Here is an 18969-nt window from a genome sequence, read left to right on the forward strand (position 1 = left end):
AGTCATAGGTTGCGGATAGCAGGTATTGATATTTCAATTTGTTCATTTATGGCAGGCCATTCACTGTGGTTATCCAATGTGAGATTTTTGTAGGTGGCCAAAAATGCTAATGTGTCATTACGCAGATTGTCAAAATGTTCCTGTCGAAATGCCTCTTGAAATTCATCAGAAAACTGATATAGCGGACTCTCTTCGTAACCGGTAAGTGTATTGCTAAAGTTGATATGATCCATAATGTCGCAGGCTCTTTTTAACCCGATAATATTGTTATTGAGTTGATGATAAATTAAACCAAGTAATACACGGCTAACTATAGGCGCATTGTTTACAGGTATTTGATCTTTAATAAGCACGATTGCTTCGCTGATACTGCTGCTCATCGAAAGCTCAATGAAAAAATAATCCAGATCTTCCTCTGCAGCCATGATGATATCATCGGCCCATTTTACAATATCGGCCTTGGTGATAAGTTTCGATTCTAACCCGAAATAGAATACTTTAAGAAGGAGGGGGTATGATTGTGGTGTGAGTGGCATTTAATGATTGGGTTTTAATGGTGCTATGCCTGTAGACACGGTCTACAGGCATAGGCTATTTAATTAATGATGCAAATTAAAATTACAACTGCGCAATGTATTTGCGTAGTGGAAAATAATTTAATAATATTATACAAAAAATGGTCACTGTTTATACCGTCATTGCGAGGTACGAAGCAATCCCCAACAGGCAGAGTGGCTATGCAGGCTTCTCTGTACAGTTCGCGATTGCTTCGTACCTCGCAATGACGGGTGATGAAAACCGAAATCCCAAATCAAAATATGCCAGTAAACCGCAACGCCCTTATCCGCTACCGAACTATTGACAATTGCCTGCAAAACCGCCGCAGGCAATGGACACTTGACGACCTGATTGAAGCCTGCTCTGAAGCATTATATGAGTACCAGGGTATTGACAGCGGAGTAAGCCGACGTACCATACAAGCCGACATTGAGATGATGCGCAGTAATAAGCTTGGCTATGAAGCGCCTATTGTTGTGGTTGATAAAAAATACTATACCTATTCGGATAAAAATTACAGTATCAGCAATATTCCCCTCAATAACCAGGATATGCAGGTACTTAGCGAAGTAGCCAGTCTACTGGGCCAGTTTAAAGGTTTGGGCCATTTTGCCGATCTTAATGAAATGGTTACCAAATTGGAAGACAAGATCTACAGTCAGAAAACACACAGCACGCCGGTGGTTGATTTTGAAAAGAATGATAATCTGAAGGGTTTGGAATGGATTGAGATTATCCGCAAGGCCATTGTGGCTAAGAATACGCTGTGCATCACCTACCAGTCATTTAAAGCCAGGGAGGCAAGTACTTTTTGTTTCAGTGCCTATTTGCTGAAAGAATACCGCAATCGCTGGTTTGCGCTGGGCGTATCGCATATAAGGAATAAGCCGCTGCTTACCCTGGCGCTCGACAGGATCCAAACCGTTGAGTTACATGCCGACGAATACATGGAAAATACCCGGATCAATCTTGCTACCTATTATAATGATGTGCTTGGCGTAACCAAATCGCCGGGGCAGCGCGATAACGAGGTTGTTTTTTGGGTAGATGATAAAAATGCCCCTTACGTTGTTACCAAGCCTTTGCACCACACGCAAAAAATACTGAAAGTTGTAACAGACGGAACGATATTCAGCATAAAGGTGATCATGAATTTTGAGTTGGAACGTGAGTTGCTTGGTTTTGGGCCTAAACTAAAGGTGCTTGGTCCGCGGATATTGGTTAAGCAAATGAAGGATCTGCTCCGCAAATCATTGGAGCAGTATTCGGGTGATAGCCCCATTCCGCAGGGAAGCAATTTGAGCAGTTTGTTGAATTCATGAGTGTTAAAAAGCATGGCTTGTGCTATTCCTCTCTTGAAAGTGTAATAGCCCCAAAAAGGCATAAGTAAAGAATTAACCGCCGTATCGACTCACCCCGACATCGCGGCGCTTGTCACCCCTCTCTACGCAAGCGTAAAGAGGGGATTTTTATTTCCTTTACCCTCTTTATCCGAAGGATAGAGAGGGTGGTCCAGCGTAGCGCAGACCGGGTGAGTCGACTGTACGCCGCGTAATTTTCTCTCATCAAGGTTTAAAATTCTTATTTCCTCTTCAATTCAGATTGTCATTATCTTAGTATCATTATGTTAACCGAAAAAGAAACTACCAGCCTGAGCAAATTTTTAAGCCTGATATTACGTCATCAGCCCGAATTAATAGATATTAAGCTTGATGAACAGGGCTGGGTAGCCGTTGATGAATTGCTACAGAAAGCGGGCGCATATGGCAAACCCATAAGCCCTGAGGCGCTGGACTATATAGTTGAAACCAATGCTAAAAAACGTTTTGCGTTTGATGATGCCAGGCAGAAGATCCGCGCCAGCCAGGGCCATTCGGTTGGGGTTGAGCTGGGCTATGAACCGCAGACGCCACCTGATGTTCTGTATCACGGCACGGGGAGCCAATCGGTTGAAGCAATTTTGCAAACCGGGCTTGAAAAGCGGAGCAGGCAGCAAGTACACCTGAGCAGCGATTTGGAAACGGCTGTTAAGGTAGGCCAACGGCACGGAAAACCCGTTGTGTTAACTGTTGCAGCGGGAGAGATGTGCAGGCAGGGACATAAGTTTTACCTGTCGGAAAATAAAGTGTGGCTTACCGATTTTGTACCTGCAGACTTTATCAGGACATATTGATCAAACTGAACAAATCCGAAATCGAACATCCGAAATCCCAAATCAAAAATTGACACTGTCTTGACTTTTGTACCAAATCAGTCGAAACTTTATTTTTAGAAACGCTTGCAGTATATGTAGCAAACCTGTTACATTTAGGAAATTGTAAACTGAAATGCCAAAACACATCCTAATTATTTACGTATTGGTTGCCTGCTGTATCCTGGGCATTATGATCAACTCATTTGTAAAAAACAGGCTAATAAAAAAAGCTGAAGACAGACGAATGCTGAAGCCTGTTAACCGTTCTTAAAGTTTTACTGTTAGTTAAATGAGCAGGCCCTGTGTTAAAGCGGGGCCTGCTGAAAATTATTTTCTAAATTTTGTACGTTGGTATCGTCAACAGGGTGTGCCAGGTTTATCATATCAACATTTAAGATCCCTGCAATTAGTATAAGCCGCTCAAGTGTGAGGGCGGTATAACCCAGCTCAAGTTTACTATACGTGTTTTGGGAAATATAAAGCCTGCCCGCCATATACTCCTGCGAATAATTCCTGCTTTCCCTCAGCTTTCTGATATTATCGGTTATCAGTTTAAGCTTAATCCTGATCTCTGCATATGGTACACCAATTCTTTTCATTATTTTATTAATAATATAAATTATATCCAATTACGAAATTTTTACAGCGTTGGATTTTATTGGTAATTAGAAATGATTATGATGGCTGGTGGGTTTTTTTAGTATTTTTAGCTTGTAAATAAAACCTTACACAAACTGGAAATCCTTAAGTATATCGTTAAAAATGTAGTACTGTACCTGCTGTTAAGTATGGCTACCTTCCTGATGCTTACAGGTATCGTTATCTATTATCCGCTGCACGATACTACAGGCTTTTTGCAGTTTAAACAGGCCTATATTCATATCCTGCCCTGGAAAATTGCATTCTATACACACGTATTTAGTATCATTTTGGTTTTGCTGGCTGGCTTTACGCAGTTTTCGGCCTATGTACTCAAAGAGCACCGGGCGCTTCACCGCATTATGGGTAAAATATATGTTTACGATATTTTACTGGTAAACTTTCCGGCTGCTATGATCATGGCCATATATGCCAATGGTTTATTGCCGGGTAAAACTGCTTTTGTGATACTGGACTGCCTGTGGTTTTGGTTTACTTATAAAGCAGTGGTTGAAATAAAACGAAAAAATATCAAGGCGCATAAGCAGTTTATGATACGGAGCTATGCGCTTACACTTTCGGCTGTGATGCTGCGTTTGTGGAGGATTATTATATCAGCGTTTGTAACTATCGATCCCGTACACCTGTACATGATTGATGCCTGGATGGGATTTGTCCCTAACCTGCTTTTTGCAGAGTGGCTTATCCGTACCAAAAGGGTATAAACAATAAACTACCTGTGGAATGGGAACATAAATAAAGCCAAAGTAACCATGCCGATAAAAAATATGATAAGGCATAAAATAAAAGTGATCACGCTTATTGATTTGGCATAAGGACTGCCGGTACTGATCAGCCTTTTACGTACGCCTCCCGAAATAAAGTAGGCGATAACGCCCGAAACAGTAAGCATGAAAAGCAGGATGAGCAGTAGAATATCCATTGTGATGGTTTAAAGGTTTTTAATAGTGGTTTATTGATTGCTTTAGCTAAGATATTAAAAAATGCTTATCTATGCAGGGTAAAAAATGCGTAAAAGCATCCCTAAGCCATCCGATGAAAAAACGCCCTGTATACCTCATTTTTAATATTATATATCAGCTCATCACCTGTTATTGTTTGCTTTTTGCAAATGCTTTTCTTAATGACTTTTTTGTACCCCAAAGACTGATACATACACGTAACGGAACGGCGTTGGTTAAAGCAAGTTCGTCTGTTTATGCAATTATCAGAACTTTAGCATTACTGGGGGAAGCGGCAATTATTATATTGCTGATCTATGTTGTTAACCAGTTAATTTTAAGTGATACCGAGGATAAGGCTACAAGGCTGCTTGTTGCCGGGAAAACAGCCAAAGTAAACATTGGTGTTACCCTGTGCTTACTATTAGTATTGATTTGGGCGCAATTTTAGATTTGAATATAAGCTTTTTGGTTTAAAAGTTATAAATGAAGGGGCCGGAAATTGTATCACTAATACTGTAAAGTATTGATAATGGCGCTGATATCATCAAATAGCGTAAAAACCGCATCCCGAAAGCGTATAAACACTGTGTTACGAGGTGATTTTTATCGTCAACTTTATCTTCTCTAATTAAAACCGACTAACCGGGTTATCAATCTGCATTTCCTGAACCGGCACATAAGTTGAATAAACAGTATTTATAGTATTTGCAATGTCTGTTATATATGGCTTTGAGCATGAGTGTGAACTAACCAACAATCAAATTATATAAACCTTAAATTACAACCTATGTCTTTTTTATCAAACATGTGGGATCACGTAAAATCCCTGTTCCACAACGCATCAGGCGCTGTGCATGAAATTATCACCGTGGCCGACAAAGTAGCAAACACGCTCAAAAATCTTGAAGCAAGCCAGGCGGGCCAATTTTTGGAAACAACACTTGAAACCCTGGTTCCTCCATCCGCAGTAATTATTAATGGTATCAAATTATGGCTGCCCAAGGTTGTTACCGATTTGAATTGGGCTGTACAAGAGGATGGCAAAACCGATGAGCAAAAGATAGCCGACGCGGTGGCTTATTTAGCTAAACTGAAAGGTGTTAACCCCGATGCCTATGCCAGCCAGCTAAACACCTTAAATGCCCTCATCCAAAAATGGATGTCGGATCAACAGGGCGCCGGGCTCAACATTCAGCAAGCCCTTACCATTAGCCAGGTAAACCACAATCCAGATCTGGTTTCGGCTTAATAGCAATGAACACTTACGAAGCTTTTCAAACTTCGTAAGTGTTCACCTTTCACCTATTCCGATTTTTTGATGATCTCTCTTACTACATCATCAAGTTCATGGGCTGATAGCATGAGGAGCCTGATCAGTTCGGCAGCATCCGGGTGGTTATCAAGATGGTCATTTAATAAATCGGTGAGGCCCATGATCCGGGCAACGGGAGCGCGTACTATGTGGGCCTGGGTCCAGGCAATTTCCTTAAGCTGGATGTTTTGCTTTTCAATAGCGCTTACGTGATCTTTTAATTGGGTAACATCACGCTCAATCGAGATCCAATGGGTTATTTTACCTGTATTGTCCTTAACCGGTGATACCGATTTATTGCTCCAGTATCGTTCGCCGTTCTTTTTGTAATTAACAACTTCAACTTCAAAAGGGCCGTTTTGCTCAAATGTGTTAATCATTTCACCTGCATCAGGCGATGGACTGCGGGCCCCCCATAAAATATCGGTAAAGGAGCCTGTAACTTCCCATTGGCTGTAACCTGTAATATAAGTAAAAGCTTCATTTACATATACGATTTTTTGCTTCTGATCACTATTGGGTTCTGCTTCAACAATTACCACTGCATCGGTAGCATACCGCAATGCCGACTCGGTAAGCCTGAGCCATTGTTCTTCTTCTTTTTGGCGGGTAATATCCTGCATAGCGCCAATAACCCTTATAGGTGCACCGGTAGCAGTGTCCCTAACAATAAAGGCCCGGTCAAACACATGTTTGTATTTGCTGTCGGCACATAAAAAGCGATAGCTTAACTGCAGGAGGGTATCACCGTGTGCTAATGCCTGGGTTATTTGTTCGTTTATTAAGTTAAGGTCGGCAGGGTGAATTTTGTTTTTCAACCATTTATTTACATCTCGAATTTCATTTAACTGGTGCCCGAATACCCCGCTCATACCATAGTTGTATAAGATGGTGTCATTTGCTATATCCCAATCCCAAATGGTATCACTGGTGGCCTGTGCAACAGTTTCATAGCGGTTGTTGCTTTGCTGCAAACCATTAAACAGCATGGGCAGCAGTATGGCTATAACAGTGCACAATATAATGAGGTTGCTTGATACTGCTATCCATGAGCCGAGGGTATATTGCAAACTAATACCGTTTTGTAATAAGTTGTAATGAATACAAATCCCCACCGATACACATATAGCTGTATTGGCGTAAACAGTACAAAAGGGATGTTCGCCATGAAAAACCAGCAGGCAAAAAAATGTCAGTGCCAATAAATACAGCAAGCCGGGCCCATACCAGCCAAGGTAGTAAAGTAAACCCAGGGCCAAAAGGTACAGCAAACCTATAAACCACGATTTGCGCGCTTTAACACTCATGCCTGGTAATAATACCGAAGCGGTAATGCTAACTACTATAAATATATCAAAGGCGGCAAGCGTATACAGATGGCTGATAATACTCATATATACACCCGGTACCAGCGCTATCAAAAACAACGGGAAAAGATATATCATCATGGTAGCAAACAGTTTGTTGCTCCAGTACGGTAGGCCATGCAATTCAGCTGTATCGCCCGAACAGTTTTTAGTAATGGTGCTTTTGTAGGCTTGCCAGATCCGCATCAATTTTTTCTTCTTACTGAAATGTCAATTAAACTGCTGTTTTGCTGCAGGATAGGGCGTACGGCATATAACGCACTGTTAATATCATGTAAAGAGTAAGGCATAAGATGTAGTACCGTTAGTGGACTAATATATTTAATAAACATGTAAGTTGTACGGGTATGAGGGCTATTATGTAACAATATGATATAATGTTTAATTTAGTTAGTTTTATTAAGCCTCATAGTCAGATATTTATAATGTTGAATTACCTTTAATTTCTGTTGGTCTGACATTTATTAAACTTTTTTAATAGTACGTAAAAATTATGAAAAGGATATCGTTTTGTTTGTTTATGCTGATGGTTTGTTTATGGTATAAGAATGTGTTGGCTCAACAGGTTGATAGTAAACTTCCCCGTTTGCTCATCAGGCTGGATGATATCGGCATGAACCACTCCGTAAACATGGCAATGCTTAAAGCTGCGCAAACCGGTATGCCGTTATCAGCTTCAGTACAGTTTGCATGCCCCTGGTACCAGGAGGCGGTTGAAATATTGAAGCAATACCCCAATGTTACGGTGGGCGTTCATCTCACGCTCACATCCGAATGGAAAAATTACCGCTGGGGCCCTGTTACCGGCCGCACGGCTGTTCCAAGCCTGGTTGATTCAAACGGGTATTTCCCGCAATCAACACGTGCTTTTGCTAAAAGCGGGTATAAGCTCAGCGAAATTGAAACCGAACTATCGGCACAAATTGAAAGGGCACAGGCATCAGGCTTAAAAATAACCTATATCGATCCGCATATGGGCATAATGCTCTCAACACCCGAATTGCGGGCCCTTACCGAAAAACTGGCACATAAATACAAATTGGCTATATCAACCTTAAGCAGTGTTACCTATTTTGGCGAAACCTATAAAGAAATGTGGGGCGAACCTATCGCTACAAAAAAGGAAGCGTTTTTAGCTTATATAAGTAAACTAAACCCCGGTAAGCCAAACATGATGGTACTGCATACCGCTACCCCAGGCCCCGAAATGGATGTACTGGTTGATATGAACAGTAACATGATGAACTCAAAAGATGGCAAGCCGCTTACCAGCCTGCACCGCCAAACCGAACTTAACGCATTGCTCTCGCCCGAGTTTTCGGCTATGATCGGTAAAAAGTTTCAGCTGATCAATTATCAGCAGCTCCTTGCAGGTACAGATATCAGCATCCTTAAACCTGTTGATAATAAATAAATGCCTTATTTTTTTGAAGTAGCAACTACAACAATACCGCCTATAATTAATAATCCGCCAAGGTAGGGTGGCCAGTTAACGGTTTTTTCCCTGTCGGCCGATACCTGTATGGGACCGGCGTCAATGATCTTTTCTTTTTTTGTATAAGTAAAGCCCGTCCAGATGAGCATGGCGGCACCTGTGACAATGAGCAGGATCCCTATGGTTTTGTTCATGGTTATATGATTTGGTTACTTATAGGAATAAATTTTACGGCCATTTGTTTTGCATTTGTCGCCTGGGTTAGTATATAAAGTTTTTTTGCTTTCAACTTTTTTTTAGATTAGAAGCCTGAATCCGGAGCAGTATACTGCCAGCCGGATTTTTCGCTAACAGCCTGGAAATTAATTACCGTAGATGCAAGATGATTTGATACTGGAAACCATATCGGTTACCAAAAACTTTTTTGGAGATAAGTCTTCGGGGGTTAATAACATTACCATTTTTATTCCTAAGGGAAAAGTAACGGCCATAGTTGGTGAAAGCGGCAGCGGGAAAACTACTTTACTCAACCTGCTTTACGGCACGCTGGAGCCCGATCATGGCGAGGTGTTTTTTAAGGAAGAGCAGGTATTAAGCAGGGAAAGAGGCATACAGCATGCACACAAGGTTATGCGGATGGTAACCCAGCACGATACTGATCTTGATCCGCGTATATCGGTATGGGATACTATAAGCGAAGGCCTGCCCGATGGGGAGCAAAGCCATGCTATCCATCTTATTACCGAGGCATTAAACCTTTTAAATATCTACCCGCTTAGAGAAATGCCTTTCGGCAAACTAAGCGGCGGCGAAAAGCAACGCGTAACCATTGCCAAAGCGTTGATAAGCCGCCCCGAAGTTTTACTGCTTGATGAACCCTTTAACCAGGTTGATGCCACCTATCGCGAAGGATTACAGCATGATATCAGGTATATTGTAAAAGAGTGGGGAGTTACCGTAGTGCTGGTATCACATGATCCTGCCGAGATCCTTTCTATGGCCGATGAGCTGATTGTGTTAAAAGAAGGTGAGATAGTGGAGAATGGCAGCCCTGAGCAGTTATATCATTCGCCTAAATTATTGTATACCGCGCAGATCCTGGCCAGTTGTACGCAGCTAACATCAACCCAGGCAAAAGTTTGCGGTATAAAAAGTAAGCGTGGCGTGGTTGTGGTTTATGCAGAGCATGTTAAAATAAGTAGCCTCGGCAGTAAGTGGCTGGTGAAAATGGTATTGTTCAAGGGTTTTTTTGAAGAACTTATTGTCGAAAAAGAAGGGATCACTTTACGGGTACTTAATTACGACCGACGTAAATACCAGGCCGGAAGTAAAGTTGGGATCAGTATCAGTAAATATTTTGAGTTTGGGAAGTGGGAGAATTGAGGTTAAACTTGACTGTGTTAAATAAAAATGTCATTGCGAGCGATAGCGTGGCAATCTCGTAGCTATGCAAAGCCGCTTTGCTTCCGTGCGATTGCCACGCTGCGCTCGCAATGACATGGTTTTTTCATCTTTTCAGCAATTATCGTCACTTCGCTACCGCTAATTCCTCATGTTTCGCTTTCCTGTATTTTGATAAATTGATCAGCAGCACGCTGCTCAATATCACAACCAGTCCTAAAACCTGTATTAAAGTCACGTGTTCGCCTGCAAAAATTACCCCCAGCAATACTGCTATTACCGGGTTAACATAAGCATATGTACCAACCTGGGTGGCAGGCCTTACCTGTAAAAGCCATACATAAGCGCTAAATGCAGCTATCGATCCAAATACAATAAGATATGCCAAGGCATACCAGCTTTGCGCCGGTATAGTATGCCATTGAACTGTTTGTACCTCGCCGGTTAAAAAGCTGGAGGGTATAAAAAATACACCGGCCGCCAACATTTGCCATGCTGTATTTACTGATACGGAACCTTTGGTGTTATAATGCTTTGAATACAATGAGCCTGAAGCCCAGCCCAGGGTACCTACCAAAAGCAATATCATTCCCGGTAGTTTTGATGGCCCGGTTGAAGGCCCGAATACATCAGCAATTTGATCGCGGAATAGCAGTATCACACCTATAAAGCCAATTATAAGGCCGGCAATGGTGCTTTTACTTTTAAAGTTGGTGCCCCAGTTGGGTTTATCAAGCAATACAAACCAGATTGGCGGCGAGGTTACCATAATAGCAACCATTGCGCTTGGTAAAGTTTGTTCGGCCCAGATCACCGCGCCGTTACCTATTACCAGCAACAGGAAACCGCTTACTGCTGCATGCAATATGTTTTGCTTCACAAAAATCTTTTCACCCTTAATTGCACACCACACCATTAACAATAAGCCGGCCGTGAAAAAGCGCAACGCGCCTAACAGCAGTGGCGGGAAACCGGCTACTGCCATTTTTATAAAAAAGTAGGTAGAGCCCCATACAATATAAACAGTAGCGAAAGCTATAACAACTAATAGGGGTGACGTGGATTTTGTGGTTGCGGGTGTCATGGTATATTATTTTTCGGGTATAACCAGTTGTTGTTGTTCTTTTTTGGTTTCGAGCACTATGGTGGTACGGGTGCTTAAAATATTGGGTATTTTACTGAAGTTGCTGCGCATTAAATGCATCAGCGATGCCGAATCATAGGTGCGCACTTTTATTAAGTAACAGTCCTCGCCCGCTATATGATGTACCTCCTGCACTTCGGGTATCTTGGCCAGTTCACTTGATGTGGCATCACTTCCCGGACCGTCGGCGGCACGCATAAAAATAAAGGCCAGCATTTTTTGCTGCAGGGCTATCGGGTTAATGCGTGTGGTATATTGTTGGATCACGTTTTTCTGTTCCAGTTTTTTTACACGCTCCAGTATGCCCGATGGCGCCATGCCAAGCTCACGGGCGAGGTCGGCATTGGAGATTCGCGCATTTTCCTGCATCAATCTTAGGATATGCAGGTCGGTTTTATCTAAAATAATTTCCGGTTCGTTAATCATACAGTAATGTTCGTTATTAATTGAATAAAATTCAAATATTTTTAATTAAAATGAATTTAATTCGACAAAAGTATATTTATAGTGTTTAAACATCATTTTATTAAGTTTGTACAGCAATCAAACAAATGCCGTTTTTGCTATCTGCAATGGCTTTTTGGGCCCAAGTGTATTTTTTTGAAAAAAAATTAAAATGTTTTTAAATCACAATCGTCTTTATCTTTAAAAGGATAAAGAAATTGACAACAGCGATAATGCCCCAGGACAAAAACAGCCACATCATACAAACAATTGCTTCGTATGGTAAAAGCCTGTTGGGATTTATTCGCCGGAGGGTAAAAAACGATGCCGACGCCGAGGATATACTCCAGGATGTTTGGTACCAGTTTAGCGCTGTTATTAATTCTGAACCTATTGAACAAACCAGCGCCTGGCTATACCGGGTGGCCCGGAATAAAATAACTGACAAGCATAAAAAAAAGACGGAAACCCTGCTTGATGATATGCTGGCCGATGGTGAAGATTATGACGATGAGGCTCCGGACTTTAAAGCCATACTCCTTACCGAAGCTACCACTCCCGAAACTGAGTATTTGCGCAACCTTTTTTGGGAGCAGTTATTTTTTGCGCTGGATGAATTGCCCGAAGAACAAAAACAGGTATTTGTTTGGCATGAACTTGAAGATATCCCCTTTGAGGAAATTGCCAAACGTACCGGGCTAAATACCAACACGCTGGTATCAAGGAAACGTTACGCGGTTTTACACTTACGCAAACGGCTTGCCCAGCTTTACACTGAAATTACTGAATATTAAAAAATTAAGATATTAAATAACATGAAACCATTTTTTTATAAAAGGCGATTTTTCTTCATCCCGCTTGGGGTGATTGCCTGCCTGGCTGTCATCAGCTTTATTGTGATGCAGTTATGGAACAATTTATTACCCGATATTTTACACGTAACAGCCATTACTTACTGGCAGGCCATGGGCATATTTATTTTATGCAAGATACTGTTTGGCTTTGGCAAAGGCGGCCCTAAAGGCGGAGGAGGTGCTCCCTGGATGCGTGGACGCATGGCCGAACGTTTTAAAAATATGAGCCCCGATGACCGGGAAAAATTCCGTGCCCAATGGGAAGACCGCATGTGCGGATGGAAAGGCCGCGGCCCAGGCAGGTTTGGCCGTGACTGGGACGACTTTAAAACTACCGTTAATGAAGAGAAGAAAGCCGAGTAAACAGAAAGCTTTAAGCTTTGTGCATTCTGCTTTAAGCTTTATATAAATTAATAATTATCTACCCCAAAATAACATTTCAATGGATGTACTGGTATTTGCAACAAGCGTAAGACAGAAACGGCAGGTGAGCCGGGTACAAAATTTATTAACCAAAGTGCCTGCTATAGCCCAATGGAACTTTGACCTGGAAGATTGCGACAATATTTTACGGGTAGAGGCCAGGGACCTTTCACCGCGTTACATCGAATCGCTGTTGCAAAAAGCAGGCATCCATTGCCAGGAGCTCAGCTACTGATCAGTTTAGCTACACATCTGTATACGGATTGTAAGCATCGTCAGGGTACCAGGTGCCGCCAAATAAGGCATCCTGTCTTTTAATACGGCAGCGTTGTACGTGGTCGGCATCAATAAAGCTGTGATGCTGATTGGGAGTGCCCCAATCGCCTCCCCATATCATTTTATGGCTATGGGCCAGTTTACCTAAAAAGGCAAAATCCGAATCCCATGACGGGTTTCCGTGAACGTTAAGCACAATATCGCAAGCTAAGCCATAATGATGCACACCTACTTTTTCTAATTTGCTTTTGCCGGTGTCAAATAAATGTTTTTGCCGGGCCTGGCTGCGGTAAGTTTCAAATATCATGAGGTTTATACCCTGACTTTTAGCTGCGGCAATAATATCAAAAACAAGCTGGCGTGTAACCGGCTCAAGTAAGTTGGGATCGCTGATACACTCAACCGAATTGAGCCTGCTATCTTTCATGATAACATCTTTAAAAAAGTTTGACATAGCCTTATGGATTATTGTGAATAAATTAGGTTTGTTTTGCTAATTTAATTGATATTCAGCTATTTGTCAATCCGTTAAAACACGGTATTTGGGTAGGTGTTATTTTTTAGCCGGGCTGTTTATTTCAATCCAGTAACCATCCGGGTCCTGAAAATATAATTGCAGTACGCCATCGGCACGGTAGGTAGGTTCTTTGCTATCGCCTTTCCAGTTTGAATATGGGATATTCATCTGATCAAGTGTTTTGGCAAACTCTTTTACCGACGAAACAGTGAAGCAAAGGTGTACCCCCTTAACCTGTTTTTCATTACGATCGGCCTGTATAACATGAAGCTTTACATTGTTGCCAAGGCTATACCATTGGTGTACGGTATCGGCAAACGGATTGTCAACTTTTTTAAGATGTAATACTTTGGTATAAAATTCGGTGCTTTTTTTAAGGTTACCGGTGGTAATGGCAATATGGTCAACCACTGGCGAGATATCGGTGCCGTTTTGGGCTTGACAAACTATTGGTAAAAGCACGGTTACTGCCAACAGCAGCATGGTTATTTTAGCTGTTTTAATGATTATTGATAAAGAGCTCATATTTAGGATTGGTAATTTAATTGCCTAAAGATATAGGTTTGGCATTGCGGTTTAAACAGTGCACAAATAAATTACACAAATGCATTCAATGAAAACTGAATATCAGTTTTTCCTCTTGCTGGTTAATGCAATTGGTGTTGTGTATGTTCCAGTCATTAATATCAATAAGGCCCGGATGGGTCCTGTAATGGCTGTCATCAACAGGGCATTTAACCACATATCCAACATCTTTAATCAGCACAATTATTGGCCTTGCACCGCAAACCTTGCAGCAGTTACAATTAACCGACCCTGGTATATTTACATAGCCCCTCATACTTCATCTGGCGTTTAATTAAATTTTTAATTGCGATTAGTTATCAGGTCGTTCAACTTATGAAGATACTTATCTTATTTTATCCCAAAAAGTTAAGATAGTGCTAATTTAGAATAAAATCCTCCATAAAATATAATACGTATAAAATTCGCTTTAGGTTACTGACCTAAGCAATTTATTATATGTTTTGGGGTAATATCTATTTTGTTCTTATTTTACCGGGAGGTTTATAATAAATTAAAACTCTGTAAAACAGCTATGGAACAATATAAACTATATATTAATGATACGGGAAAAGGCCGTAAATGGTTGCATGTGTCTACTGTTAGTGTTTTATGGTTCGGTTTAATTTTACAAATAACCATATCAATACCAACATATTTAAAAGCAGGACGAAGCCTTGAGGGTACACTGGTGCAACTATTTAGTTTTTTTACAATACTTGTTAATTTGCTTGCAGCCATATGTCTTACTGCATTATTTAAAACTAATAGCCGCTTAGGGAAATACTTTTTTCAACCCCGCATTTTAAGCGCCATTGCTTTATATATCACTATAGTAGGATTGGTTTATAACCTGGTGCTCCGCAATTTGTGGCATCCCGAAGGGTTATTTAAGCTTGCAGATGAATTGCTGCACTCCGTTAACCCGCTTTTGTTTGTAGTTTATTGGTTAGTATACGCCCCAAAAGCCAATTTAAAATGGATAGAGGCTTTAAACTGGCTTTGGGTTCCTTTCATCTATTCGGTGTATGTATTTATCCGCGGCAGTATCAGTCATTTATATCCCTATCCCTTTCTCAATATCGATAAATTGGGCGTATCACAGGTGGCAATAAATTCATTACTGATGCTTATAGCCTTCCTTCTTATTGGTTTTTTGTTTGTTTGGATTAACCGGCTCATGGTAAAACGGAATTCCGGAGCTATCGTTTAACCCCTTGCTAACTGAAGAATACCCTACTGTAACATTCCCTTTACCGCGGTTGTTATTTTTTCCTTATGGCATGATAAGTGATCAGATGTAATTATCTATTTAAAACTTATAAATCATTTGCTATGAAAACCACTGTTTCACGCTCAATTGCACTGCTAATATTGGCAGCGCTGGGTTTTACAAGCTGCTCTGCCGAATACCAGGAACGCCGCAGGCACCGCCACGATGAAAGGGTTCGTGTACACGAACGCGTAGTTATACATAATTAAATACAGCTAAATACAACAAAACAGGCCGTGCTTCATCAGCACGGCCTGTTTTGTTTATGGCGATTAAAAACCGGGATCGTTTTTATTGAAAAATCAATCGTTCCAGAGGTGCTGCGATTGAAGGCTGCTCTCCAGTTTGTTTTTAATAAATAGATCGTCTCTATGCAAAATGCAATCGCCGTGGTTGATGTCTTCTTCGGCAGTAACTTTGATGATGCTGCCTGATATTTGTTCAACTATACTTGATAGTGTGAGGATCTCTGTGTCGGGTATTTGAACGGTTAATATTGCCATGGGTAGATGATGTTGTTTTTAATAATTCAAAAATATGGCAATAAAATTTACCGTGTGTTTTATGAAAGTAAAATTTAAATAACCTTTATTTTACAAATGTGTCAACAATATTAATTCGCGGTTTTAGTTACCAGCACCCAGTCAACAATGGTTTTGGCATCGCCGGCTTTTATTTTGTTAAGTGTATTTTCTGATAGGCCATGATATGGCTTCGTAACCTTATTAACGCCACCGGGATAACCGCCGCCTAATGCGAAATTGAGGATGATGAATTTTTTGTTATCAAAAGCCCAGCGGCCATATTTTTCAACCATGGCTTTTGTCACTGTATAGGTTACTTTGCCATCAACCTTAAACACAAGGCTCTCCGGCGACCAATCGACCGAATATACGTGCCATTGTGTAACATCAATGCCTGCCGGGAAAAATACACGTTTTGCAAGTGGGGTATTACCAAAGTAACCGGGGCCGTGTAAAGCATGGCTTACCCAGCTCGAGTCGCCAACGGTTTCCATTACGTCAATTTCGCCGCAATCGGGCCATTTGCCATTTCCCAGTGCCCAAAACGCAGGCCACAAGCCTGCTCCTGATGCCATTTTCATCCTGCATGAGGCGGTGCCATAAGTAAATTCCATTTTAGCGCGGGTATTGATGCGCCCTGAAATAAAATCATATTTACGCTGCTCTTTGCTGGTAAAGCCCGGCTGATACAAAGCCTTTAAAACTAAAGCGCCGTTTGTAGCCCCTTCGTCTTTACCATCGATCATATAAATGGTAGCTGCCGAATCAATATAGGCCTGCTGCTCATCATTAACCGTATGACCCGTAATTTCAACGTTCCATTTGGCCCTGTTGAGGGCAGGTTTGTTAAAATCTTCAAAGAAAACAGTATCTGTTTTAGGTTGCTTTTGTGCAAATACTTGCGATGCTGTTAAAAGTGTTGCTGATAGCAGCAGATGTTTTAGCTTCATTTTTTGATAATGTGGGATGAGGGTTTAAAAGTATATAAATTGGATGATACGGATTTAAGGATTGCTGATTGAGATTATAATTTTACAAAGGGGAGTGTACGTAAACCAATATAAATCCTTTTGTCATCCTGAGCGATAGCGAATAGATCTTCTGCATCATGTCTCTCGGATTAGCATGGATTGGATGCATGTCGAAGAAGATGTTTCAATTGTTACCCATGACATAATTTAAAAAAACTGTCATCCTGAGGCACGAAGGATCTTCTTCGATGGGCAAATCTGCTATACAGGGCGAAGAAGATGCTTCGTACCTACCCATGACATGATAAATAAAGAATGTTCTCGTCAGCAGGTAAGCTTCGGGTGAAAGCGGGCAGAACAATGATGGCCTTGAGCGCAGGAAGGGGCATAGCAAGTTTTTGCAGAAGCTCGGGTGAGTGGGTGCGAAGCAGGGCAAAATAATTGCAGCCCGTGGTTCTGACCGCTTTGCAGGGCAAAGGCTTCCGCGATGGACATCGGGACGGGGTGTGCACAAAGAAGCCTATCTGCTGACTTGACTTTTTGGATACTTTTGTGTCAAGACAAAAGTATCTGGCCCCGCGCGGCCAAGAGCGCGACGATGTAAGTCCATAGAAAAAAGCCTTTTACCTGCCTGTCGGGGATTGCTTCGTGCCTCGCAATGACGTGGTGGAGATGTCATTGCACCTTCAGAGTCCAACGGATTTAAACACTCAGCATGACAAAGGTTTTTGCCCCTGGATCGTACCCTCCCTCTGCAATTTTACCCTCTAATTACCTTTACTTTTTTAAATTGCAGTCTTATACACATTTATATGCACAATAGTGGTTTCTTGCGGGTGTTTGCAATCATCGCATTTATTAGTTTATTGTTTGATTGGTACGTACACTCCGGCCTTAAAACTTTAACTGCCGACTGGCAATCAAACCTGTGGCGCAGTATTGTTTTGTGGGGGTATTTAATCATATCAGTAGGCGTAACGGCTTTGTTTTTACTTGGCTTTGGCGCTTTTAGTACGGCAAATGGCATGCGCCCTTTTCATGAGTGGATGTTGAGCCTGTTTCTTACGTTTTTTATTACCAAGTTGGTTTTTCTGATTGTGCTGTCCCTTGGTGATCTTGGGCGATTTTTTGTCGGTATATTTAATATGATCAGTCGTTCGGGTAGTGCAAACGGTCAATCAGCTTTTCCCGGCAGGCGTAAATTTATCAGCGAGATAGCTGTGCTGGTAGCTGCAGTGCCCTTTACATCGTTCTTTTATGCCATGTTTAAGGGTAAGTACGATTATAAGCTGCATAAAGCCACGCTTTATTTTAAGGATTTGCCCGATGCTTTTGATGGCTTTACCATCACCCAGCTCTCTGATATCCATTCGGGCAGTTTTGACAATACAGAAGCTATGCAGCGCGGTATCGACCTGGCCAAAGCGCAAAAAAGTGACCTGTTTGTTTTTACCGGCGATTTGGTAAATAATGCAGCATCGGAAATTGAGCCTTACATCGATAGGTTCGGGCAGATCAAAGCCCCCTACGGGCAGTTTTCTATTTTGGGTAACCATGACTACGGCGATTATATCGTTTGGGATAGCGAGCAGGAGAAGGCTGCCAACCTGGATAAGCTTAAACAACACCACAAAGCTTTAGACTATCGCCTATTACTCGATGAAAATGTGACCATTGAAAAAGGAGGACAAAAAATCTCCCTGATCGGCATCCAGAACTGGGGCAGGGGTTTTATACAGGTGGGCGACTTGAACAAAGCGCTTCAGGGTGTACCCAAAGATGCTTTTAAAATACTGCTTTCGCACGATCCCACCCATTGGGAAGAGCAGGTGCGCTATAATGCTACAACCATTCATCTTACCCTATCCGGGCATACCCATGGTGCACAGTTTGGGGTAGAGATCCCTGGGTTTAGGTGGAGCCCTGTAAAATACCGCTATGTTGACTGGGCCGGTCTCGCTAATGAAAAGAACCGCTACCTATATGTGAACCGTGGTTTCGGCTTCCTGGCATTTTCGGGCAGGTTAGGCATTTGGCCAGAGGTTACGGTTATTGAGTTGAAAAAGAAAAGTTCGGTTTCCTAAAGTGTTAATGTACAGCGTTTCATT

General features: G+C 41.7%; 26 protein-coding genes. 14 read left to right on the forward strand and 12 right to left on the reverse strand.

The window, feature by feature from the left end:
* Nucleotides 1–2: 2 nt before the first annotated feature.
* Entirely contained in the window at nt 3–536 is a 534-nt protein-coding gene (locus tag ACFFGT_RS07325; RefSeq protein ID WP_377021859.1) for a hypothetical protein, read from the reverse strand.
* Between the two features lie 282 nt (nt 537–818).
* Here ACFFGT_RS07325 and ACFFGT_RS07330 point away from each other — a divergent pair, with 282 nt between their 5' ends.
* From ACFFGT_RS07330 to ACFFGT_RS07340, 3 genes are all read left to right on the forward strand, one after another.
* A complete protein-coding gene (locus tag ACFFGT_RS07330) occupies nt 819–1880 on the forward strand; it encodes a helix-turn-helix transcriptional regulator (RefSeq protein WP_377021860.1) in 1062 nt (353 codons plus the stop codon).
* A gap of 302 nt (nt 1881–2182) precedes the next feature.
* A complete protein-coding gene (locus tag ACFFGT_RS07335; RefSeq protein WP_377021861.1) occupies nt 2183–2731 on the forward strand; it encodes an RNA 2'-phosphotransferase in 549 nt (182 codons plus the stop codon).
* A 154-nt stretch (nt 2732–2885) separates the two neighbouring features.
* Complete coding sequence (locus ACFFGT_RS07340) at nt 2886–3023, forward strand: hypothetical protein (RefSeq protein ID WP_377021862.1); 138 nt, start codon at nt 2886–2888, stop codon at nt 3021–3023.
* 34 nt (nt 3024–3057) lie between these two features.
* On the opposite strand, the gene ACFFGT_RS07345 is transcribed toward ACFFGT_RS07340, so the two are convergent.
* Nucleotides 3058–3351: a helix-turn-helix domain-containing protein gene (locus ACFFGT_RS07345; RefSeq protein ID WP_377021863.1), complete on the reverse strand. Its 294-nt coding sequence runs from the start codon at nt 3349–3351 to the stop codon at nt 3058–3060.
* 189 nt (nt 3352–3540) lie between these two features.
* Here ACFFGT_RS07345 and ACFFGT_RS07350 point away from each other — a divergent pair, with 189 nt between their 5' ends.
* The gene (locus ACFFGT_RS07350) at nt 3541–4116 is read left to right on the forward strand and encodes a DUF2306 domain-containing protein (protein WP_377021864.1); all 576 of its coding nucleotides are present in this window, start codon (nt 3541–3543) and stop codon (nt 4114–4116) included.
* An 8-nt stretch (nt 4117–4124) separates the two neighbouring features.
* Here the strand turns inward: ACFFGT_RS07350 and ACFFGT_RS07355 are convergent, their stop codons facing one another.
* The gene (locus tag ACFFGT_RS07355; RefSeq protein ID WP_377021865.1) at nt 4125–4334 is read right to left on the reverse strand and encodes a hypothetical protein; all 210 of its coding nucleotides are present in this window, start codon (nt 4332–4334) and stop codon (nt 4125–4127) included.
* A gap of 113 nt (nt 4335–4447) precedes the next feature.
* Between ACFFGT_RS07355 and ACFFGT_RS07360 the strand changes: the two genes are divergently transcribed.
* Complete coding sequence (locus ACFFGT_RS07360) at nt 4448–4804, forward strand: hypothetical protein (RefSeq protein WP_377021866.1); 357 nt, start codon at nt 4448–4450, stop codon at nt 4802–4804.
* Nucleotides 4805–5143: 339 nt separating this feature from the next.
* Nucleotides 5144–5605: a hypothetical protein gene (locus ACFFGT_RS07365; protein ID WP_377021867.1), complete on the forward strand. Its 462-nt coding sequence runs from the start codon at nt 5144–5146 to the stop codon at nt 5603–5605.
* A 53-nt stretch (nt 5606–5658) separates the two neighbouring features.
* Here ACFFGT_RS07365 and ACFFGT_RS07370 read toward each other — a convergent pair whose 3' ends face one another.
* Nucleotides 5659–7221 carry a PAS domain-containing protein gene (locus ACFFGT_RS07370; protein WP_377021868.1) on the reverse strand — a complete coding sequence of 521 codons (1563 nt, stop codon included), beginning with the start codon at nt 7219–7221 and terminating at the stop codon, nt 5659–5661.
* Nucleotides 7222–7528: 307 nt separating this feature from the next.
* Here ACFFGT_RS07370 and ACFFGT_RS07375 point away from each other — a divergent pair, with 307 nt between their 5' ends.
* On the forward strand, nt 7529–8449 hold the full coding sequence (locus ACFFGT_RS07375) for a ChbG/HpnK family deacetylase (RefSeq protein ID WP_377021869.1): 921 nt from the start codon (nt 7529–7531) through the stop codon (nt 8447–8449).
* A 5-nt stretch (nt 8450–8454) separates the two neighbouring features.
* Here the strand turns inward: ACFFGT_RS07375 and ACFFGT_RS07380 are convergent, their stop codons facing one another.
* Nucleotides 8455–8664: a hypothetical protein gene (locus ACFFGT_RS07380; RefSeq protein ID WP_377021870.1), complete on the reverse strand. Its 210-nt coding sequence runs from the start codon at nt 8662–8664 to the stop codon at nt 8455–8457.
* A gap of 181 nt (nt 8665–8845) precedes the next feature.
* Between ACFFGT_RS07380 and ACFFGT_RS07385 the strand changes: the two genes are divergently transcribed.
* Nucleotides 8846–9853 carry an ABC transporter ATP-binding protein gene (locus tag ACFFGT_RS07385; RefSeq protein ID WP_377021871.1) on the forward strand — a complete coding sequence of 336 codons (1008 nt, stop codon included), beginning with the start codon at nt 8846–8848 and terminating at the stop codon, nt 9851–9853.
* 145 nt (nt 9854–9998) lie between these two features.
* Here ACFFGT_RS07385 and ACFFGT_RS07390 read toward each other — a convergent pair whose 3' ends face one another.
* Both ACFFGT_RS07390 and ACFFGT_RS07395 read right to left on the reverse strand, forming a co-directional pair.
* A complete protein-coding gene (locus ACFFGT_RS07390) occupies nt 9999–10955 on the reverse strand; it encodes an EamA family transporter (RefSeq protein ID WP_377021872.1) in 957 nt (318 codons plus the stop codon).
* 6 nt (nt 10956–10961) lie between these two features.
* Complete coding sequence (locus ACFFGT_RS07395; RefSeq protein ID WP_377021873.1) at nt 10962–11441, reverse strand: Lrp/AsnC family transcriptional regulator; 480 nt, start codon at nt 11439–11441, stop codon at nt 10962–10964.
* Between the two features lie 236 nt (nt 11442–11677).
* On the opposite strand from ACFFGT_RS07395, the gene ACFFGT_RS07400 reads away from it, so the two are divergent.
* The 3 genes from ACFFGT_RS07400 to ACFFGT_RS07410 all read left to right on the forward strand — a co-directional run bounded on the left by ACFFGT_RS07400 (nt 11678) and on the right by ACFFGT_RS07410 (nt 12971).
* A complete protein-coding gene (locus ACFFGT_RS07400) occupies nt 11678–12253 on the forward strand; it encodes an RNA polymerase sigma factor (protein ID WP_377021874.1) in 576 nt (191 codons plus the stop codon).
* A gap of 21 nt (nt 12254–12274) precedes the next feature.
* Nucleotides 12275–12676, forward strand: coding sequence for a hypothetical protein (locus ACFFGT_RS07405; protein ID WP_377021875.1), 402 nt, complete (start codon nt 12275–12277; stop codon nt 12674–12676).
* A gap of 79 nt (nt 12677–12755) precedes the next feature.
* The gene (locus ACFFGT_RS07410; protein WP_377021876.1) at nt 12756–12971 is read left to right on the forward strand and encodes a hypothetical protein; all 216 of its coding nucleotides are present in this window, start codon (nt 12756–12758) and stop codon (nt 12969–12971) included.
* A 9-nt stretch (nt 12972–12980) separates the two neighbouring features.
* Here ACFFGT_RS07410 and ACFFGT_RS07415 read toward each other — a convergent pair whose 3' ends face one another.
* The 3 genes from ACFFGT_RS07415 to ACFFGT_RS07425 form a co-directional block, all read right to left on the reverse strand.
* Nucleotides 12981–13466 (reverse strand): M15 family metallopeptidase, encoded by a 486-nt coding sequence (locus ACFFGT_RS07415; protein ID WP_377021877.1) that lies wholly within the window; start codon nt 13464–13466, stop codon nt 12981–12983.
* 99 nt (nt 13467–13565) lie between these two features.
* Nucleotides 13566–14054, reverse strand: coding sequence for a VOC family protein (locus tag ACFFGT_RS07420; protein ID WP_377021878.1), 489 nt, complete (start codon nt 14052–14054; stop codon nt 13566–13568).
* Between the two features lie 85 nt (nt 14055–14139).
* Entirely contained in the window at nt 14140–14295 is a 156-nt protein-coding gene (locus ACFFGT_RS07425; protein ID WP_377021879.1) for a hypothetical protein, read from the reverse strand.
* Nucleotides 14296–14628: 333 nt separating this feature from the next.
* Here ACFFGT_RS07425 and ACFFGT_RS07430 point away from each other — a divergent pair, with 333 nt between their 5' ends.
* Nucleotides 14629–15306, forward strand: a complete 678-nt coding sequence (locus tag ACFFGT_RS07430) for a Pr6Pr family membrane protein (RefSeq protein WP_377021880.1) — start codon at nt 14629–14631, stop codon at nt 15304–15306.
* 122 nt (nt 15307–15428) lie between these two features.
* On the forward strand, nt 15429–15575 hold the full coding sequence (locus ACFFGT_RS07435; protein ID WP_377021881.1) for a hypothetical protein: 147 nt from the start codon (nt 15429–15431) through the stop codon (nt 15573–15575).
* Between the two features lie 93 nt (nt 15576–15668).
* On the opposite strand, the gene ACFFGT_RS07440 is transcribed toward ACFFGT_RS07435, so the two are convergent.
* Both ACFFGT_RS07440 and ACFFGT_RS07445 read right to left on the reverse strand, forming a co-directional pair.
* Nucleotides 15669–15869, reverse strand: coding sequence for a hypothetical protein (locus ACFFGT_RS07440; protein WP_377021882.1), 201 nt, complete (start codon nt 15867–15869; stop codon nt 15669–15671).
* 110 nt (nt 15870–15979) lie between these two features.
* A complete protein-coding gene (locus ACFFGT_RS07445) occupies nt 15980–16840 on the reverse strand; it encodes a glycoside hydrolase family 16 protein (protein ID WP_377021883.1) in 861 nt (286 codons plus the stop codon).
* A gap of 833 nt (nt 16841–17673) precedes the next feature.
* Here ACFFGT_RS07445 and ACFFGT_RS07450 point away from each other — a divergent pair.
* Nucleotides 17674–18945 carry a metallophosphoesterase gene (locus tag ACFFGT_RS07450; RefSeq protein ID WP_512700655.1) on the forward strand — a complete coding sequence of 424 codons (1272 nt, stop codon included), beginning with the start codon at nt 17674–17676 and terminating at the stop codon, nt 18943–18945.
* The last annotated feature ends 24 nt before the right edge of the window (nt 18946–18969 follow it).

This window comes from Mucilaginibacter angelicae, from assembly GCF_042434235.1.
Taxonomy (GTDB): domain Bacteria; phylum Bacteroidota; class Bacteroidia; order Sphingobacteriales; family Sphingobacteriaceae; genus Mucilaginibacter; species Mucilaginibacter angelicae.

Bases quoted from the DNA above. Each gene is read 5' to 3' on its own strand.
- ACFFGT_RS07325 (WP_377021859.1), bottom strand. From the start codon at position 536: ATGCCACTCACACCACAATCATACCCCCTCCTTCTTAAAGTATTCTAT.
- ACFFGT_RS07330 (WP_377021860.1), top strand. From the start codon at position 819: ATGCCAGTAAACCGCAACGCCCTTATCCGCTACCGAACTATTGACAAT.
- ACFFGT_RS07335 (WP_377021861.1), top strand. From the start codon at position 2,183: ATGTTAACCGAAAAAGAAACTACCAGCCTGAGCAAATTTTTAAGCCTG.
- ACFFGT_RS07340 (WP_377021862.1), top strand. From the start codon at position 2,886: ATGCCAAAACACATCCTAATTATTTACGTATTGGTTGCCTGCTGTATC.
- ACFFGT_RS07345 (WP_377021863.1), bottom strand. From the start codon at position 3,351: ATGAAAAGAATTGGTGTACCATATGCAGAGATCAGGATTAAGCTTAAA.
- ACFFGT_RS07350 (WP_377021864.1), top strand. From the start codon at position 3,541: ATGGCTACCTTCCTGATGCTTACAGGTATCGTTATCTATTATCCGCTG.
- ACFFGT_RS07355 (WP_377021865.1), bottom strand. From the start codon at position 4,334: ATGGATATTCTACTGCTCATCCTGCTTTTCATGCTTACTGTTTCGGGC.
- ACFFGT_RS07360 (WP_377021866.1), top strand. From the start codon at position 4,448: ATGAAAAAACGCCCTGTATACCTCATTTTTAATATTATATATCAGCTC.
- ACFFGT_RS07365 (WP_377021867.1), top strand. From the start codon at position 5,144: ATGTCTTTTTTATCAAACATGTGGGATCACGTAAAATCCCTGTTCCAC.
- ACFFGT_RS07370 (WP_377021868.1), bottom strand. From the start codon at position 7,221: ATGCGGATCTGGCAAGCCTACAAAAGCACCATTACTAAAAACTGTTCG.
- ACFFGT_RS07375 (WP_377021869.1), top strand. From the start codon at position 7,529: ATGAAAAGGATATCGTTTTGTTTGTTTATGCTGATGGTTTGTTTATGG.
- ACFFGT_RS07380 (WP_377021870.1), bottom strand. From the start codon at position 8,664: ATGAACAAAACCATAGGGATCCTGCTCATTGTCACAGGTGCCGCCATG.
- ACFFGT_RS07385 (WP_377021871.1), top strand. From the start codon at position 8,846: ATGCAAGATGATTTGATACTGGAAACCATATCGGTTACCAAAAACTTT.
- ACFFGT_RS07390 (WP_377021872.1), bottom strand. From the start codon at position 10,955: ATGACACCCGCAACCACAAAATCCACGTCACCCCTATTAGTTGTTATA.
- ACFFGT_RS07395 (WP_377021873.1), bottom strand. From the start codon at position 11,441: ATGATTAACGAACCGGAAATTATTTTAGATAAAACCGACCTGCATATC.
- ACFFGT_RS07405 (WP_377021875.1), top strand. From the start codon at position 12,275: ATGAAACCATTTTTTTATAAAAGGCGATTTTTCTTCATCCCGCTTGGG.
- ACFFGT_RS07410 (WP_377021876.1), top strand. From the start codon at position 12,756: ATGGATGTACTGGTATTTGCAACAAGCGTAAGACAGAAACGGCAGGTG.
- ACFFGT_RS07415 (WP_377021877.1), bottom strand. From the start codon at position 13,466: ATGTCAAACTTTTTTAAAGATGTTATCATGAAAGATAGCAGGCTCAAT.
- ACFFGT_RS07420 (WP_377021878.1), bottom strand. From the start codon at position 14,054: ATGAGCTCTTTATCAATAATCATTAAAACAGCTAAAATAACCATGCTG.
- ACFFGT_RS07430 (WP_377021880.1), top strand. From the start codon at position 14,629: ATGGAACAATATAAACTATATATTAATGATACGGGAAAAGGCCGTAAA.
- ACFFGT_RS07435 (WP_377021881.1), top strand. From the start codon at position 15,429: ATGAAAACCACTGTTTCACGCTCAATTGCACTGCTAATATTGGCAGCG.
- ACFFGT_RS07440 (WP_377021882.1), bottom strand. From the start codon at position 15,869: ATGGCAATATTAACCGTTCAAATACCCGACACAGAGATCCTCACACTA.
- ACFFGT_RS07445 (WP_377021883.1), bottom strand. From the start codon at position 16,840: ATGAAGCTAAAACATCTGCTGCTATCAGCAACACTTTTAACAGCATCG.
- ACFFGT_RS07450 (WP_512700655.1), top strand. From the start codon at position 17,674: ATGCACAATAGTGGTTTCTTGCGGGTGTTTGCAATCATCGCATTTATT.